Source organism: Streptomyces sp. NPDC005878, from assembly GCF_040629815.1.
GTDB lineage: Bacteria > Actinomycetota > Actinomycetes > Streptomycetales > Streptomycetaceae > Streptomyces.
In genome coordinates this window covers 37088-52406 of sequence record NZ_JBEXWK010000018.1, presented here as the reverse complement: position 1 = coordinate 52406, position 15319 = coordinate 37088, and the positions used below count along the sequence as shown (strand labels likewise).

Here is a 15319-nt window from a genome sequence, read left to right as displayed (position 1 = left end):
GACAGAAGCCACCAGGGTCGTACACAGTGGCCTCCCGTTGTCGTGACCGAGCCAGCAGCGCCGAGGAGCCACCGTGACCAAGTGGGCAGGCCGGACCGCCGTGGAGATCGCCGAGGCCGTCCGGCAGAAGGTGGTCACCCCGCGCGAGGTGGCCGCCGACCACCTCGCGGCGATCGCCGCGCGGAACGGACGCGTCGGCGCGTTCCGCGTGGTGCGCGCCGCGGCCGCCCTAGCGGAGGCGGACGCGGTAGGTGCCCGTACCGACCTGTCCCGGCTGCCCCTCGCCGGTGTTCCCGTGGCCGTCAAGGACAACCTTCCGGTACGCGGCGAGTCGACCCGCAACGGCTCGGCGGCCACCCCGGACACCCCCGCGGCCGAGGACCACGTCACTGTCGCCCGGCTGCGGGCGGCGGGCGCGGTGGTGGTGGGGCTCACGCACGTACCGGAGCTGTGTGTCTTCGGGACCACCGACGGGGTCCACGGCATCGCCCGCAACCCGTGGGACCCGTCGCGTACGGCGGGTGGCTCGTCCGGGGGCGGCGCGGCGGCGGTCGCGGCGGGCCTGGTGCCGCTCGCACTCGGCAACGACGGTATGGGGTCCCTGCGGATACCGGCCGCGCACTGCGGCCTGGTCGGGCTCAAGCCCGGCACCGGACGCGTCCCGGCCGACCTCGGCGGCGGCTGGTTCGGGATGTCGGAGAACGGCCCGTTGGCGACGACGGCGGCCGACGCGCGGCTGATGTTCTCGGTGCTGGCGGGCGAGACACCGCCCGGCGACGGCGATCCGGCGAACCCGCCGCGCCCGCTCAGGATCGCCGTCTCCACGCGCAGCCCCATCGCCGGGGTGCGGGTGAGCGGCGCCCATGCCGCGCTCGCCCGCCGGGCCGCCCGGGCGCTCGCGTCGGCCGGGCACCGCGTGTCCGTGGCGCATCCGCCCTACCCCCTCACCTTCGGCGCGGTCGTCCTGGCCCGCTGGACGGGAGGCACCGCGCAGGACGCCGAGGGGCTCGATCCGCGGCTGCTCACCGCGCGCACCCGGCGCCACGCGGCGGTCGGGCGGGCCGCCGGGCGGCTCGGGATGCTGCGCGCGGACCACCGGGGCGCGCTGAACCGGCGGTTGGCGCCCTTCTTCGAGGAGTACGACATCCTGCTGACACCCGCGCTGGCCCGCCGCGGCCCGGCGGCCGACGCCTGGCACGAGCGCGGCTGGCTGGCCAACGTCCTGGTCAACACGGCCTGTTCGCCGATGACCCCGCCGTGGAACCTCTCGGGGTACCCCGCCCTCGCGATGCCGTTCGGCACGCTGCCGACCGGTCTGCCCGGCTCGGTCCAGCTGGTCGGCCGGCCGGGCTCCGAGCACCGGCTCCTCGACGTGGTGGCGCAGTTGGAGGGCACCCACCCCTGGAAGCGCACCGCGCCGGTCACCGGTCAGGGCAGGGGTTGAGGGCCGGAATTGAAGACTGGACGTTGAGGGCGGGGCTTGAGGGACGGGCTTCAGGGCTGGACCTGAAGCCCGGGCTCAAGAGCCGGGCTTGACTGAGAGCGCACTCCAATTCGTAGCGTCGTCGGCATGACAGCGCACCCCTCCTCTCCCACGACTCGTACGAACCACACGAGCGCCACGAACCACATGAACGACACGCACGACACCAACCGCGCGCCCGCCCCGACGACACCGCAGCGCGCGATCGGATCGGGATTCGGCCCCCGCAGCACCGCCCAGGAGGTGGTGCGGGGCGTCGACCTCACGGGCCGGCTCGCCCTCGTCACCGGCGGCTACTCGGGGCTCGGCCTGGAGACGACGCGCGCTCTCGTGGCGGCCGGGGCCCGGGTGGTGGTGCCCGCCCGGCGCCGCGCCGCCGCGCGGGAGGCACTGGCGGGTCTCCTCGGCGCCGAGGGCGGCGTCGGATCCGGCGCCGAGGTCGACACCCTGGACCTGGCGGACCCGGACAGCGTCCGCGCCTTCGCCGACCGCTTCCTGGCATCGGGTCGTGCCATCGACCTCATGATCGGCAACGCCGGCGTCATGGCCTGCCCCGAAACCCGGGTCGGGCCGGGCTGGGAGGCGCAGTTCGCCACCAACCACCTCGGCCACTTCGCGCTGGTCAACCGCCTCTGGCCGGCGCTGGCGGCGGGCCGGGCGCGGGTGGTGGCGGTGTCCTCGCGCGGCCACCAGCTCGCCGGAATCCGCTGGGACGACGTGCACTTCACACGAGGCTACGACAAGTGGCTGGCGTACGGGCAGGCCAAGACGGCCAACGTGCTCTTCGCCGTCCATCTGGACGCGCGGGGCCGGGACGCGGGGGTGCGGGCGTTCGCGCTGCACCCGGGCGAGATCCTCACGCCCCTGACGCGCCACGTCTCGCGCGAGGAGATGCTCGACGCGGGGTGGGTGGACGAGGAGGGGAACGTGGCCGGGTCGTTCAAGACGCCCGAGCAGGGTGCGGCCACCCAGGTGTGGGCGGCGACCTCCCCGCGGCTGGCGGGTCTGGGCGGTGTGTACTGCGAGGACTGCGACGTGGCGGAGCCCGCGGTGCCGGGCGACGGCCCGACGGACGGTGAGGTGGGCCGCGACGCGCTCACCCCCGGCGTCAGCGCCCACGCGACGGACCCGGTCCAGGCCGCACGTCTGTGGCGGCTCTCTGCCGAACTGACCGGGGTGGACGCGTTCGCGCCGAGCGCCTGACGGAGAGGGGCGGTGCGGGGACCGCCCGCCCCCTCCCGCGTCTGCCTGGTCCCCTCCGCCTCCCCCTACGTAAATGAAGCTTCAACCGTCTTGCCGCGCCCACGAGTTGGCATGAACTCAAGATGACTGGCGCCGCGCGCGCATGGCATGATCACCTTCGCGTTACTCCCGAGTAACGACCCCCCTCCTCCCATCCGAAGGTCACAACTCCGTGCGCATGTTCACCACCCGCCTCCTGGTGCCCGGCCTGGCCGCCCTGGCCCTCGCCGCCACCGGCTGTTCCTCCTCCGGGCACAGCACCGCGGCACAGCCCGGCAGCACCGCCACCATCCCGGTGGCCGCCGACGACACGCGGCAGCTCGACGTGGCCGCCGCGCCGCAGGAGGCGTCCGCGCCGACGGCGGTGGCCCGCCCCGGTACCGGCAAGGGCCGCCCGCAGAAGTCCTCGCTGAAGGTCGCCTCCTACGACCGGACGAGCCGACGGGCCGTCATATCCACGCCCGCCCGGCGCCCCACGGGCGCGCCCGGCCACTCGCCCGCGCCCGACAAGCCCGTGGCCGTGGGCGACGTCATCGCCAGTGCTCCGGCGCCCGGTGCTCCCAACGGACTGCTCGCCAAGGTGACCGAGGTCGTCGGGAAGACCGACCGGGGTACCGAGGTCAAGACCGCCTCCACCACGCTGGCCTCCGTCCTCAAGGACGACAAGGCCGACGGCAAGGTCCCGGTCGACCCGTCCTCGGTGAAGGTCGAGCCCCTGATGAAGGGCGTCACCTTCTCCTGGGCCAAGGGCAAGGGCCTCACCTTCGGCCCCAAGGGCGCCAAGCTGCCCCTGGGCAATCTGCGCCTGGACGTGAACGCCGCCGTCGACACCGCCAAGGACGCCCCCGCCTCCGCCGGCGCCTCGGTCTCCGGCTTCGTCCAGCTCGCCCCCGAGGTGGAGTTCGCGTACGACGGCGGCAGCGGCACCGGGCCGCGCTCCGCCTTCCTCGGCATGAGCGGCGACTGGTCCTCGCAGTGGGCGCTCAAGGGCCGCGCTGCCGCGGGCACCGGCGCGCCCAAGCGCATCCCGTTCGCCAAGCTGCACAGCGCGCCCGTCATCCAGGTCGGTCCGGTCCCGGTCGTCGTCAACCTCGACCTGATCTGCTACGTCCAGGTCGAGGCCGACGGCCGCGTCACCCTCGACGTGGCGCAGGACGTCAAGGGCGACTTCCGCGTCGGCGGCAGCTACGCCTCCGGCAAGGGCTGGACGCCCGTCAGCACCTCCGCCGTGCACAGCTCGCCGGTGACGGCCACCGTGAGCGCGGCCGGACGCGTCAAGGGCGCCATGGGCGCCGAGGCATCCGTCGGCCTGTACGGAGCCGTCGGCGTCAGCGCCGACTTCGCGCCCTATCTGCGCGGCGAGGCCGATGTGACGGCCACCGCGTCCACCGACGGCAAGGCGTCCGTGTCGGGTGCCTGGGCCGTGTACGGCGGGTTCGACCTCAGCGGGCAGCTCCACTTCCAGCTGTCCCTGTTCGGCACGCCGGTCTTCGAGCGCCGCATCCCGCTCGGCGCCCTGCACCGCGAGTGGCCGCTGGCCAAGGGGCACGCGGCGAGCTAGAGCGCGCGCACGCGTTCCGGGTGGGGGGCCACGAGGTGCGGGCCCCCCATTCCGTGGCGCATTCTTGCTGTATCACCTACCGCGCGGCGCGCGGACGAGGGCAGACAAGATGACTGAGAGCGCCGAGAGCCGGCGCTGGGCGCCGGGAAAGCTGACCGCACTGCTCACCGGGGCCGTGGCGGAGGGCATGCGCGCCGTCGGCGGCCATGTGGGCGGTGTGTACCTGCGCTCCAGCACCCCCGGACTGCTGCGGCTCGCCGTGCTCGCGGGGCTGCCCGGGCCGCTGTTCCGCCCCTGGTGGCGCATGCACGTGGACCGGCCCTTCCCGGTCGCCGACTCCCATCGGCTGGGCGTCGAGATCCAGCTCGCCGACCCCATCGAGACCATGCGCCGCTACCCCCAGCTCGCGGCCGGGCTGCCGTTCCGCTTCGGCTCGGTGTACGTACCGGTCGTGGGGGCGTCGACGGCGTACGGCGTCCTGACCGTGCTGTGTCCCGCCGCGCCGGACGCCACCTCCGCTCCCCGCGACCGCGACCGCCTCACCGAGGCCGCTCAGGGCCTGGGCGCCGCTCTGCTCGCACTGGACGAGGAGGGCCCGGAGGTCGTCTGGGACGGCGAGCCGCTGTGCGTGGCGCCCCTGGCCGACGGGGCGCCGGCCGACCGCGCGGCCGGGGAGCACGCCGCCGACCTGCTCCCCGAGGGCGTCTTCACCCTGGACCGGCTGGGCCTGATCAGCTACGTCAACCCGCGCGCCGCCCTGCTCCTCGGCCGCCCCCGCAGCGAACTCCTCGGGCAGCCCCTGGGACACGCCGCGCCCTGGCTGGAGGAGCCCACCTGCCAGGACCACCTGCGGGGCGCGCTCCTGTCCAGGGAACCGGTGCACTTCCAGGTACGGCGCCCGCGGCCGCCCGGCGCGGACCCATACACCGGGGAGCGGTACGGCGACCGGCTCTCGCTGTCCGTCTACCCCGGCGCCGACGGGCTGACGTTCACGGTGGTCCCGGCGGGCCGGGACGCGGACGCCGCCGGGGCCGCCCCCGCGCCCGGCGCCGGGGCCCGCGACGGCCGCGAGCCCGGCGCCACCCCGTTCGGCCCGCTGCCGGCCCCGGCGGCGCCCGACGGCCTTCCGGCCGCGCCCGCCGACCGGGCGGCCGGGGCGGAGTCCCTCTACCCGCCGGTCTTCCTCGCCCTGGCGCTGAGCGAGGCGGTCACCGCCCGCCAGGTCTCCGCCGTGGTGATGCAGGAGCTGCTCCCCGCCTTCGGGGGCCGTCGCCTCGCCCTCTACCTGCTCCAGGACCGACACCTCTATCTGGCCTGGGAGAGCGGCTTCCCCCAGGGCTTCCTCGACCCCTTCGACGGGGTGGCGCTGGATGCGCGGCTGCCCGGGGTCGACACGCTCACCCACGGCCGCCCGCTGTTCTTCGAGTCGATGGAGCAGCTCGCCGCCGCCTATCCGGGCATCCCCCTGGACGCCGAGGAGGGCGCCCGCGCCTTCCTGCCGCTGATCGCCTCGGGGCGCCCCGTCGGTTCCTGCATCCTCGGCTTCGACCGGCCGCGCGGCTTCAGCCCGCAGGAGCGCACGGTCCTCACCGCGCTCGCCGGTCTGATCGCCCAGGCCCTGGAGCGGGCCCAGCGCTACGACACCGAGGCCGCGCTCGCCCGCGGCCTCCAGGCGGCCCTGCTCCCCCACCGCCTCCCAGCCCATCCCGGGGTGGAGACGGCGGCACGGTATCTGCCCGGCACCCAGGGCATGGACGTGGGCGGCGACTGGTACGACGTCGTGGAGGCCGGGGACGGGCTGGCCCTGGTCATCGGGGACGTCCAGGGGCACGGGGTGCAGGCCGCGGCCACCATGGGCCAACTGCGCAGCGCGGTACGGGCCTTCGCGCTCGGCGGGCATCCGCCCGAGGAGGTCATGAGCGGCACCAACCGGCTGCTCATCGACCTCGACCCGGGCCAGTTCGCGAGTTGCTGCTACATCCGGCTCGACCCGCTCACCGGCGAGGCCCGCGCGGCACGCGCCGGGCATCCGCAGCCGCTGCTGCGCCACCCCGACGGCCGCGCCGAGGTCCTGGACCTGCCCGGCGGGGTGGTGCTCGGGGTGGCCCCGGACGCCGTGTACCCGGTGGCGGACCTGCGCCTGGAGCCGGGCGCGGTGCTCGCCCTGTACACCGACGGGCTGGTCGAGCGGGCGGGCACCGACATCGACGAGGGCGTCGAGCGGCTGCGCGCGTCCCTGTCCCGTGCTGCCACTCCCACCCGGCGCACCGGCCCGTCCCTGGGCGGCACCGCGGACCTGCTGATCGAGGAGGCCCGGCAGACCACGGACCGCCCGGACGACATCGCGCTCCTGCTGACCACCCGCCGCGCCCCACGCTGACGCACCCCGCCCGGCGGACCGTGCCCGCCGGCTGTACTGGCTCAACCCCGAGCCGGTGTCCCTGTGGCCGACCGGGGACTCCGCGGCGCTCGCCTACGCCGCGGTGGTGGAGACGCGCGTGTGCCGCGACGCCCGGCAGCTCGGCGATCTCGTCACCCGGCTCCTGCCGGTGTGATCGGGCCCGCCGGGGCGCGAACCGCCGCTAGCCGCGCGCCGGTTCGATGTTCTGGTTGGCGTGGAAGAGGTTGTGCGGGTCGTAGGCGCGTTTCACCGCGGCCAGCCGGTCGTACTGGTCGCGGTAGGTGGCCCTCACCCGCTCCTGGCCCTCCCCCGCGCCGATGAAGTTCACATAGCTGCCGCCCATGGAGTGCGGGTGCAGCTCCTCCCAGTAGTCCACGCACCACTGCCGGACGGTCTCGGCGTTGGCCGGGTCGGGGTCGATGCCGCCGATGACCCCGGACCAGACGGCGTCCCGGTAGCCCCAGGCGGTGTCGCCCGGCTTGACCCGGTGGGCGGCGCCGTCGACCGGGTACAGGTGCATCGTCGACAGGTCGGTGGGGATGCCCTCGGCGTACTTGGCGTGGACGTCGACGGCCCCGTCGGTGATCCGGTCGAAGAAGGCGCCGCGCCAGTACCACTGGAGGCCCGCGGGGATCAGCTCGTCGAACATGCTCTGCACCATCGGATACGGCATGGGAGCCGTGAAGTGGAAGGCGGGCGGACCCGGTTCGGCCACCGGCGCGAAGACCGTGTCGGCCTCGTCGGGGTCGCCGGTCCAGCACCACACCACTCCGCACATCTTCTGCCCGTGGATCTCCTCCGGGAACGGCGGCCCCGGCGGGACGACGAGCACCGCGAAGAACCCGTTCAGGTCCTCGGGCGCCTGCGGCAGGAATTCGCGGTACCACCGCAGGACGTCGCCGATGCGGTCCAGCGTCCACACGGTGACACCGAGCACCACGGTGTGCACCGGGTGCACCGAGAAGGTGAAGGAGGTGACCACGCCGAAGTTCCCGCCGCCCCCGCGCAGCGCCCAGAACAGATCGGGGTGGCTGCGCTCGTTGACCGTGACGAAGCTGCCGTCCGCGAGCACCACGTCGGCCGCCAGCAGGTTGTCGATGGTCAGCCCGTACTTGCGGGTCAGATGGCCGTGGCCGCCGCCGAGGGTCAGCCCCGCGACGCCGGTCGTCGACATGATGCCGCCGGGCGTGGCCAGACCGAACGCGTGCGCCGCGTGGTCCAGATCGCCCATCAGGGAGCCGCCGCCGACCTGCGCGATCTCCGCGGAAGGGTCGACGCGCGCCCAGCGCATGGGCGACAGGTCGAGGGTGACGCCGTCGTCCACCAGGCACAGGCCCGCCCCGCTGTGCCCGCCCCCGCGGACCGCGAGTTCGAGGCCGTGGTCGCGGACGAAGTCGACCGCGTCGATGACGTCGCCCGCGTCCGCGCACCGCACGACCGCGGCCGGCCGCCGGTCGATCATCGCGTTGTAGATCGTGCGCGCCTCGGTGTACCCCGGGTCCTGCGGGCCGATCACCGGACCGCGCAGCACGGTCCGCATCGCCTCCAGCGTCGTGCCGTCCATGACGATCTCCTTGCCGCGGCACGGCAGGTCCGTGGACCCGCCCGGCCCTTCCCCTGCTGGGCCGCCGGTGGGTTCTCGCGCGCCGGTGCCCCGGCGTCCCCACGGGTATCGGCCGCTGACGGGCGCCACAGGGCTGACACCTCAAGCGTCCCGCCGCGACCGGGGACTCGCAATCCCCGGCTCCCGCTCCCGCCTCCGGAGATGACCGGGACGGGCCGCGGGCGCACGATGGGGGGATGGACGCCCGTTTCGGTGACATCAGCACCCCGGGCCGGCTCGCCGACCCGGCGGAGGGAATCAGCCCCGAGGAGCTGGCCCTCGCGGCCCGCAACCACGGGCTGCCCCTGGAGGCCCTGCGCTACGACGTCACCCCGCCCGGGCTGCACTACGTCCTGGTCCACTACGACATCCCGTACGCCGACGCGGACAGCTGGGAACTCACCGTGGACGGCCGGGTGCGCACCGCGCTGACCCTGGACATGGCGGCCCTGCGTTCCTTCCCCGCGGTCACCCACCGGGTGACCATGGAGTGCGCCGGCAACGGCCGGGCGCTGCTCACCCCGCGTCCCGTCAGCCAGCCGTGGCTGACCGAGGCGGTGGGAACCGCGGAGTGGACGGGGGTGCCGCTGCGCACGCTGCTGCTCGCCGAGGCCGGGGTGGAGCCGGATGCCGTCGAGGTGGTCTTCACCGGCGCGGACCACGGCGTCGAGCGCGGGGTGGAGCAGGACTACCAGCGCGGCCTCCCGCTGGCGGAGGCCCTCGGTCGGGATCCCGAGGTGCTGGTGGCGTACGAGATGAACGGCGCCCCGCTGCCGCCGCAGCACGGCCATCCACTGCGCCTGGTCGTACCCGGGTGGTACGGCATGGCCCAGGTGAAGTGGCTGCGGGCCATCACGCTCACCGCGACGCCGTTCACCGGCTTCCAGCAGCAAGTGGCCTACCGCTACCGGCAGTCGGCGGGGGAACCGGGCGAGCCGGTGACCCGGATCGCCCCGCGCGCGCTGATGATCCCGCCCGGCTTCCCCGACTTCATGTCCCGCACCCGGGTGGTCCGCCCCGGCCGTGTGCTGCTGGAGGGCCGGGCCTGGTCGGGGCGGGCGCCGGTGACCCGCGTCGAGGTGAGCACGGACGGCGGGCGCGGCTGGTCCGAGGCCGAGCTGGCCCCGGCGGTCGGCCACGGCTGGGCCTGGCGCCGCTGGCGGGCGCTGTGGACGGCCACCCCCGGCAGCCATGTCCTGAGCGCTCGCGCCACCGACGCCGGGGGCGCCACCCAGCCGCTCACCCAGCCCTGGAACCGCGGCGGTTTCGCCAACAACCTGGTCCAGCGGATCGAGGTGTTCTGCCCCGAGGCCGGCTGAGCGGGCCGGGACCCGGGCTCAGGAGGGCTTGGTGGCGGAGAGCGCGGTGACCTTCACCTTGTTGTCGCACTCGGCGAACACACCGTCGTCCAGGGCCGTCTGGTGGCGCCCGGCACCCGGCACCCCGAGGACGAGGGTCGGGTACGAGGACGGCTCGGCCCCCGACACGCAGTACCCGTCGGCCTCGCCCTGGACCTGCACGAAGGTGAGCTTCGTCCAGGCGCGGGCTCCCGGGGCGAGCAGGACCGTGGAGGCGGTGCCGGTGGGGGTGACGGCCAGGGGGACGTTCTTGTCCGGTGCGCCGTTGCCCGCGCCGGTCACGGTGACGAACCCCTTCACCGAGCACGGGTGCGCGGAGGTGTTGGCGAAACCGACGACGGCGGCGCCGAGGCCCGTGCCCTGGGGGCGGTCGGCCGACTGGTGGGCGGGGGTGACCTTCAGGTCGGTGAGGGCGCACTGGGGGGCCGCGTGCTTGGGCTTGGTGCTGCCCGCGGGTCCCGGGTGGGTGGGGGGCTTCGTGCCGGGCGCGGTGGTGTGCGGTGTGGCCTCGGCGGTGGGGATCACCGGGGACGCGGCGGCGCCCGACCCGGATCCGTTGCCGCCACCGGGCTCGCAGCCGACCACCAGGACACCGGCCACCGTGGCCGTCGCGGCCGTCGTGATCACGCGACGCATAAGTGAGTAGTCCATGACTCCTCCGAGGATAGGGCCGGTACACCCCGGCGCTCGCCGAACAACACACCCTGGCGGCGGCGATGGTTCGCGCGGACCGCGAGGTGTGGCACGACGGTGACAATCCGCGGCCCCAGGGGGCGATCGAGCGGTTTCGGCCGCCCGGCCGGGCTCGCCCGGGGGTTTGACACCTCCTCGCCCCCGACCCCATGATTCCACTAGTCAACTAGTGGAATCATGGAAAGGGGGAGGCGTGGGCGACCTGACCGCACCTGGCGCGGCCGACACCCGCTGGGCCCTGGAAGCACGCGGGCTGGGAAGGAAGTACCGCCGGGGCTGGGCCCTGCGGGACTGCACCTTCCGGCTCCCGGCCGGGCGCATCTGCGGCCTGGTGGGACCCAACGGCGCCGGAAAGAGCACGCTGCTCAACCTGGCGACCCGGCTCGTCGAGCCGAGCACCGGCGAGCTGCGCATCTTCGGCATCCCGGCCGGCTCCCCCGCCGCGCTGCCCCGGTTCGCGTACCTCGCCCAGGACAAGCCGATGTTCAAGCGGTTCACCGTGGCCGAGTCGCTGCGGCTGGGCCGGGAGCTCAACCCGGGCTGGGACCAGGACGCGGCCGAGCGCATCGTGCGGGGCGGACAGGTCCCGATGGGCGCCAGGATCGGCAGCCTCTCGGGCGGCCAGCGCACCCGCGTGGCCTTCGCGCTCGCCTTCGGCAAGCGGCCCGACCTGCTGCTCCTGGACGAGCCGATGGCCGATCTCGACCCGGTCGCCCGCGACGAGCTCAGCTCGCTGCTGATGTCCGAGGCCGTCGAGCGCGGCACCACGGTCCTGATGTCCTCGCACATCCTCGGCGACCTTGAGCACATGTGCGACTACCTCCTCGTCCTGGCCGACGGCCGGGTCCGGATGGCGGGTGAGACGGACGAGCTGGTGCCGATGCACACCCTGGTCACCGGGGTCACCACGGACCAGGGCCTGCCCGCCGCCCTGAGCACCCACACCGTGATCGAATCCCGCATTGCGGGACGGCAGTTCACGGCCATGGTGCGCACCGAGGGCCGCCTCACCGGCGACTGGCAGCTCGCCGAGCCCAGCATGGAAGAAGTGCTGCTCGCCTACCTCCGCAACCCCCAGGCGCCCGCGCTGCTGTCCCCGGCCGCCGCTCCCGGCCACCAGGAGGAGTACGCCGTATGAACACCCTCACCCGCCCCTTCGCCACCAGGGAGCCCGCCCGCACCAGGCCCAGGAGGCTGCGCGGACTGCTCTGGCTGGTGGCACGCCAGCACCGCGCCGTCCTGATCCTCTGCGCGGTGGCGACCCTGCTCGGCGCGGCGCTGATCATCCACGAGCGCGGCGCGCTGCTGGACGAGGCCCACGCGGGCGGCTGGCCCGCCACCTCCGTGGACGACTTCGACGGCGCCCGGCGCATGCGGATGTCGGACACCTTCAACAACTACGCCGCCTACGTGGGGTATCTCCCCCTGCTCTTCGGCGTCTTCCTCGGGGCCCCGCTGCTCGCCGCGGACCAGGAGAACGGCACGGCCCGGCTGGTCACCACCCAGTCGGTGCCCCGCTCGCGCTGGCTGCTGTGGAAGCTCGGCTTCGCGCTGGGCCTCGTCGTGCTGACCACCGCCGTCTTCGGCACGCTGCTGACCTGGTACTGGCATGCCGCGCGGCCGTTCGTCTCCAGTGACTGGCTGGACGGGACGATCTTCGACAACACGGGCCCTGTACTGCTCACCAGAGCGCTGTTCACGCTCTCGCTCGGCATCGCCATCGGCGCGCTGGTGCGCCGCGCGGTGACCGCGATGACGCTGACCTTCTTCGGCGCCTTCGCCTTCACGGTGGCCTTCGACTACCTCAAACCGCACCTCGCCACGCCCCGCCGGATCGCCTTCCCCCTGGAGAGCGACCAGCCGGCGGTGCTCGACGGCGCCGTCCAGGTGGACCAGTGGATCGGCACCGCGTCCGGCAGGCTCTACGGGTGGGGCACCTGCGTCGACAACGCGAGCCCCGAGCGCTGCCGCGCCCAGAAGGGCATCGTCAACTCGGTGTGGGACTACTTCGGTTACGACCAGATGGCCACCTTGCAGTGGACCGCGGCCGCTCTGCTCACGGCGGGAAGCGCGGTCCTGCTCGCCGTGGCCGTGTGGCGCACCCGCCGCCAGGCGTTCTAGCGCGGCCGTCCGGCCCGGCCCGGCCACCCGGCCGGGCATAGGCTGTACGTCACCGTACGCAAGGTGTCGGCGCCCCGGGTCCCGTGACTTCCGGGGCGCGCGACCGACAGGGATTCCCACCGAAGGAGGCAGGTGCGATGGTCGCGTTCCGTGTGGACCGCCGCAGCGGCCTGCCCGCCTACCTCCAGATCGTCCACCAGGTGGAGCAGGCCCTGCGCATGGGGGCCCTGGCCGAGGGCGACAAACTGCCGACGGCGGCGCAGGTGGCCGCCACGACGAAGGTCAACCCCAACACCACGCTCAAGGCCTACCGGGAGCTGGAGCGCGCCGGTCTGGTCGAGGTGCGCCAGGGCGCGGGGACGTTCATCACCCGCTCGCTCGCCACCCCGCAGACCGCCCCCGAGTCGCCGCTGCGCGCCCGGCTCGGGGAGTGGCTGCGCGAGGCGCGGGCGGAGGGCCTGACCGAGCACGACGTGACGACGCTGTTCGACGCGCTGCTCGCCGAGGTCTTTCCGGCGAGTACGCCCACCCACACGCCTGCCCGCTGAGACGCCGCCCGGCCGGGCCGGACGGCGTCCGCGTACGGTTCCGGGTTGGGTTCCGGCTAGGCGGAGCGGCGTACGCGGGCCGCCTTGCGGGCCTCGGCGAGCTGCTGGGCCTCGGTGGTCCGCCGGCCCCCGCCGGAGCGGCCGGGGCGGCCCGGGGTGGTGCCGATGCCCCGGAACGGGGCCCCGCCGCGCTTGGGGCGCTCGGCCGCCGGCGCGTTGCCGATCGGGACGCCCGAGGGGGCCTTCGCACCGGTGATCCGGTTCAGCTCGGCCTCGCCGGAGCGGACCTGGGTGATCTGCGGCCGGATGCCGGCGTCCGCCATCAGCCGGGTCATGTCGCGCCGCTGGTTGGGCGTGACCAGGGTGACGACGCTGCCGGACTCACCCGCGCGGGCGGTACGGCCGCCCCGGTGCAGGTAGTCCTTGTGGTCGGCGGGCGGATCGACGTTGACCACCAGGTCGAGGTCGTCGACGTGAATGCCCCGCGCCGCCACGTTCGTCGCCACCAGCGTGGTGACCTGCCCGTCCTTGAACTGGGCCAGGGTGCGGGTGCGCTGCGGCTGCGACTTGCCGCCGTGCAACGCGGCGGCCCGTACCCCGCTGCTCATGAGGTGCTTGGTGAACTGGTCGACCGCGTGCTTGGTGTCCAGGAACATGATCACCCGGCCCTCGCGGGCGGCGATCTCCGTGGCGGTGGCGTACTTGTCGGCGCCGTGCACGTGCAGCAGGTGGTGCTCCATCGTGGTGACCGCCGCCGCCGAGGGGTCGACGGAGTGGACCACCGGGTCGCTCAGGTAGCGGCGTACCAGCAGGTCCACGTTGCGGTCCAGGGTGGCGGAGAAGAGCATCCGCTGCCCGTCCGGGCGCACCAGGTCGAGCAGCTCGGTGACCTGCGGCATGAAGCCCATGTCGGCCATCTGGTCGGCCTCGTCCAGCACGGTGATGTCCACCCGGTCCAGACGGCAGTCGCGGCGCTCGACGAGGTCCTTGAGGCGCCCCGGGGTGGCCACCACGACCTCGGCGCCCGAGCGCAGCGCCCCGGCCTGCCGGCCGATCGACATGCCGCCGACGACGGTGGCCAGGCGCAGCCTGAGCGATCGGGCGTACGGGGTGAGCGCGTCGGTGACCTGCTGGGCGAGCTCGCGGGTGGGGACCAGGATCAGGGCCAGCGGCTGCTTGGAGTCGGCGCGCTTGCCCGCCGTACGGGCCAGGAGCGCGAGGCCGAAGGCGAGGGTCTTGCCGGAGCCGGTGCGGCCCCGGCCGAGGACGTCACGGCCCGCGAGGGAGTTCGGCAGGGTGGCGGCCTGGATGGGGAACGGCTCCGTCACGCCCTGGTCGGCGAGCGCCGCCAGCAGGGGGGCGGGCATGTCCAGGTCGGCGAACGCCTCGGCGGCGGGCAGGGCCGGGGTGACGCTGACGGGCAGGGTGAACTCGCCCTGCGGGGCGGCGGGGCGCCGGCCGCGGCCCGCGGAGCGGTTCTGGGCCTGGGCGCGGTAGCGGGCGCCGCCGCGTTCGGCGCCACCGGATCCGGAACCGTTGCGGGCGCCGTAGGAGCGGTCATTCGTGCGAGCAGAGCGGTTCATGCAGAACCTTCCTCGATAGGGCACGTATCGAGGAATTCGCGGCGGAGACCACTGCCGGGGAATCGCAAGAACGAGCCGAAAGAAAAGCGGGGAACGAGCCCGGTTCGGCCGCGTCGTCGCGGGCCGCCGCCGGGCCTCGGAATACCTGCCGTGCGCCGACCCGCGGGGATGGTCCCGGCGGGGGCGGCGGGGCGGTGCCCGGTGTGCCGCGGGTCGTGGAGTGCCGTCCACACCGCGCGGGACACGGGCCGTACGGCCGCGTGTCCTGGAGACAGCAACGAGCTGGGGCCCGTACACAAGGTGCGGGCCCCAGCTGCGTCAAACCTGTGCCTCAGTGGCTTCAGGCGGGGGTGATGTTCTCCGCCTGCGGGCCCTTCTGGCCCTGCGTGACGTCGAAGTTCACCTTCTGGCCTTCCTGAAGCTCACGGAAGCCCTGGGTGGCGATGTTCGAGTAGTGGGCGAACACGTCCGGGCCGCCACCCTCCTGCTCGATGAAGCCGAAGCCCTTTTCCGAGTTGAACCACTTCACGGTGCCAGTAGCCATGTCATATCTCCTTCGGGGCATTGCCCTTGGAGTCCACACTGTGTGAACCCCGGCGTCGCCGCGATGATTACCCCGTCCGGAAAGCACCGGAAATACAAAAGTGCCCGGCGGAAGATTGCCCGCCCAGGCACTTGAAGTCTTTGGGAACCACAACTGCAACTGAGATCAACAGTAGCACGGGT

Annotated in this window: 12 protein-coding genes; 8 read left to right on the top strand and 4 right to left on the bottom strand. The window is 74.0% G+C overall.

The window, feature by feature from the left end; all coding sequences use genetic code 11:
• Window positions 1-73: 73 nt before the first annotated feature.
• From ABZ404_RS24580 to ABZ404_RS24565, 4 genes are all read left to right on the top strand, one after another.
• A complete protein-coding gene (locus tag ABZ404_RS24580) occupies window positions 74-1444 on the top strand; it encodes an amidase family protein (RefSeq protein WP_358990874.1) in 1371 nt (456 codons plus the stop codon).
• 186 nt (window positions 1445-1630) lie between these two features.
• Window positions 1631-2686 (top strand): SDR family NAD(P)-dependent oxidoreductase, encoded by a 1056-nt coding sequence (locus tag ABZ404_RS24575; RefSeq protein WP_358990896.1) that lies wholly within the window; start codon window positions 1631-1633, stop codon window positions 2684-2686.
• Between the two features lie 217 nt (window positions 2687-2903).
• Complete coding sequence (locus ABZ404_RS24570) at window positions 2904-4286, top strand: hypothetical protein (protein WP_358834164.1); 1383 nt, start codon at window positions 2904-2906, stop codon at window positions 4284-4286.
• A gap of 109 nt (window positions 4287-4395) precedes the next feature.
• Window positions 4396-6666, top strand: a complete 2271-nt coding sequence (locus tag ABZ404_RS24565) for a SpoIIE family protein phosphatase (RefSeq protein WP_358834147.1) — start codon at window positions 4396-4398, stop codon at window positions 6664-6666.
• A 202-nt stretch (window positions 6667-6868) separates the two neighbouring features.
• Here the strand turns inward: ABZ404_RS24565 and ABZ404_RS24560 are convergent, their stop codons facing one another.
• Complete coding sequence (locus ABZ404_RS24560) at window positions 6869-8251, bottom strand: FAD-binding oxidoreductase (protein WP_358834148.1); 1383 nt, start codon at window positions 8249-8251, stop codon at window positions 6869-6871.
• Window positions 8252-8487: 236 nt separating this feature from the next.
• On the opposite strand from ABZ404_RS24560, the gene ABZ404_RS24555 reads away from it, so the two are divergent.
• Complete coding sequence (locus tag ABZ404_RS24555; protein ID WP_358834149.1) at window positions 8488-9609, top strand: sulfite oxidase; 1122 nt, start codon at window positions 8488-8490, stop codon at window positions 9607-9609.
• An 18-nt stretch (window positions 9610-9627) separates the two neighbouring features.
• Here ABZ404_RS24555 and ABZ404_RS24550 read toward each other — a convergent pair whose 3' ends face one another.
• Window positions 9628-10299: a DUF4232 domain-containing protein gene (locus tag ABZ404_RS24550; RefSeq protein ID WP_358834150.1), complete on the bottom strand. Its 672-nt coding sequence runs from the start codon at window positions 10297-10299 to the stop codon at window positions 9628-9630.
• A 235-nt stretch (window positions 10300-10534) separates the two neighbouring features.
• On the opposite strand from ABZ404_RS24550, the gene ABZ404_RS24545 reads away from it, so the two are divergent.
• From ABZ404_RS24545 to ABZ404_RS24535, 3 genes are all read left to right on the top strand, one after another.
• Entirely contained in the window at window positions 10535-11479 is a 945-nt protein-coding gene (locus ABZ404_RS24545; RefSeq protein ID WP_358834151.1) for an ABC transporter ATP-binding protein, read from the top strand.
• Window positions 11476-12462 (top strand): ABC transporter permease, encoded by a 987-nt coding sequence (locus ABZ404_RS24540; RefSeq protein WP_358834152.1) that lies wholly within the window; start codon window positions 11476-11478, stop codon window positions 12460-12462. Before ABZ404_RS24545 ends, ABZ404_RS24540 begins: the two co-directional genes overlap by 4 nt.
• Before the next feature lie 137 nt (window positions 12463-12599).
• The gene (locus tag ABZ404_RS24535; RefSeq protein WP_358834153.1) at window positions 12600-13010 is read left to right on the top strand and encodes a GntR family transcriptional regulator; all 411 of its coding nucleotides are present in this window, start codon (window positions 12600-12602) and stop codon (window positions 13008-13010) included.
• Between the two features lie 56 nt (window positions 13011-13066).
• Here ABZ404_RS24535 and ABZ404_RS24530 read toward each other — a convergent pair whose 3' ends face one another.
• Complete coding sequence (locus tag ABZ404_RS24530; protein ID WP_358834154.1) at window positions 13067-14593, bottom strand: DEAD/DEAH box helicase; 1527 nt, start codon at window positions 14591-14593, stop codon at window positions 13067-13069.
• A gap of 340 nt (window positions 14594-14933) precedes the next feature.
• Entirely contained in the window at window positions 14934-15137 is a 204-nt protein-coding gene (locus tag ABZ404_RS24525; protein ID WP_067161837.1) for a cold-shock protein, read from the bottom strand.
• Window positions 15138-15319: the final 182 nt, after the last annotated feature.

What these genes read in the sequence shown, in the direction of transcription:
- ABZ404_RS24565 (WP_358834147.1), top strand. Translation starts at nt 4,396, where the DNA reads ATGACTGAGAGCGCCGAGAGCCGGCGCTGGGCGCCGGGAAAGCTGACC.
- ABZ404_RS24560 (WP_358834148.1), bottom strand. Translation starts at nt 8,251, where the DNA reads ATGGACGGCACGACGCTGGAGGCGATGCGGACCGTGCTGCGCGGTCCG.
- ABZ404_RS24540 (WP_358834152.1), top strand. Translation starts at nt 11,476, where the DNA reads ATGAACACCCTCACCCGCCCCTTCGCCACCAGGGAGCCCGCCCGCACC.
- ABZ404_RS24535 (WP_358834153.1), top strand. Translation starts at nt 12,600, where the DNA reads ATGGTCGCGTTCCGTGTGGACCGCCGCAGCGGCCTGCCCGCCTACCTC.
- ABZ404_RS24575 (WP_358990896.1), top strand. Translation starts at nt 1,631, where the DNA reads ATGAACGACACGCACGACACCAACCGCGCGCCCGCCCCGACGACACCG.
- ABZ404_RS24525 (WP_067161837.1), bottom strand. Translation starts at nt 15,137, where the DNA reads ATGGCTACTGGCACCGTGAAGTGGTTCAACTCGGAAAAGGGCTTCGGC.
- ABZ404_RS24555 (WP_358834149.1), top strand. Translation starts at nt 8,488, where the DNA reads ATGGACGCCCGTTTCGGTGACATCAGCACCCCGGGCCGGCTCGCCGAC.
- ABZ404_RS24550 (WP_358834150.1), bottom strand. Translation starts at nt 10,299, where the DNA reads ATGGACTACTCACTTATGCGTCGCGTGATCACGACGGCCGCGACGGCC.
- ABZ404_RS24570 (WP_358834164.1), top strand. Translation starts at nt 2,904, where the DNA reads ATGTTCACCACCCGCCTCCTGGTGCCCGGCCTGGCCGCCCTGGCCCTC.
- ABZ404_RS24530 (WP_358834154.1), bottom strand. Translation starts at nt 14,593, where the DNA reads ATGAACCGCTCTGCTCGCACGAATGACCGCTCCTACGGCGCCCGCAAC.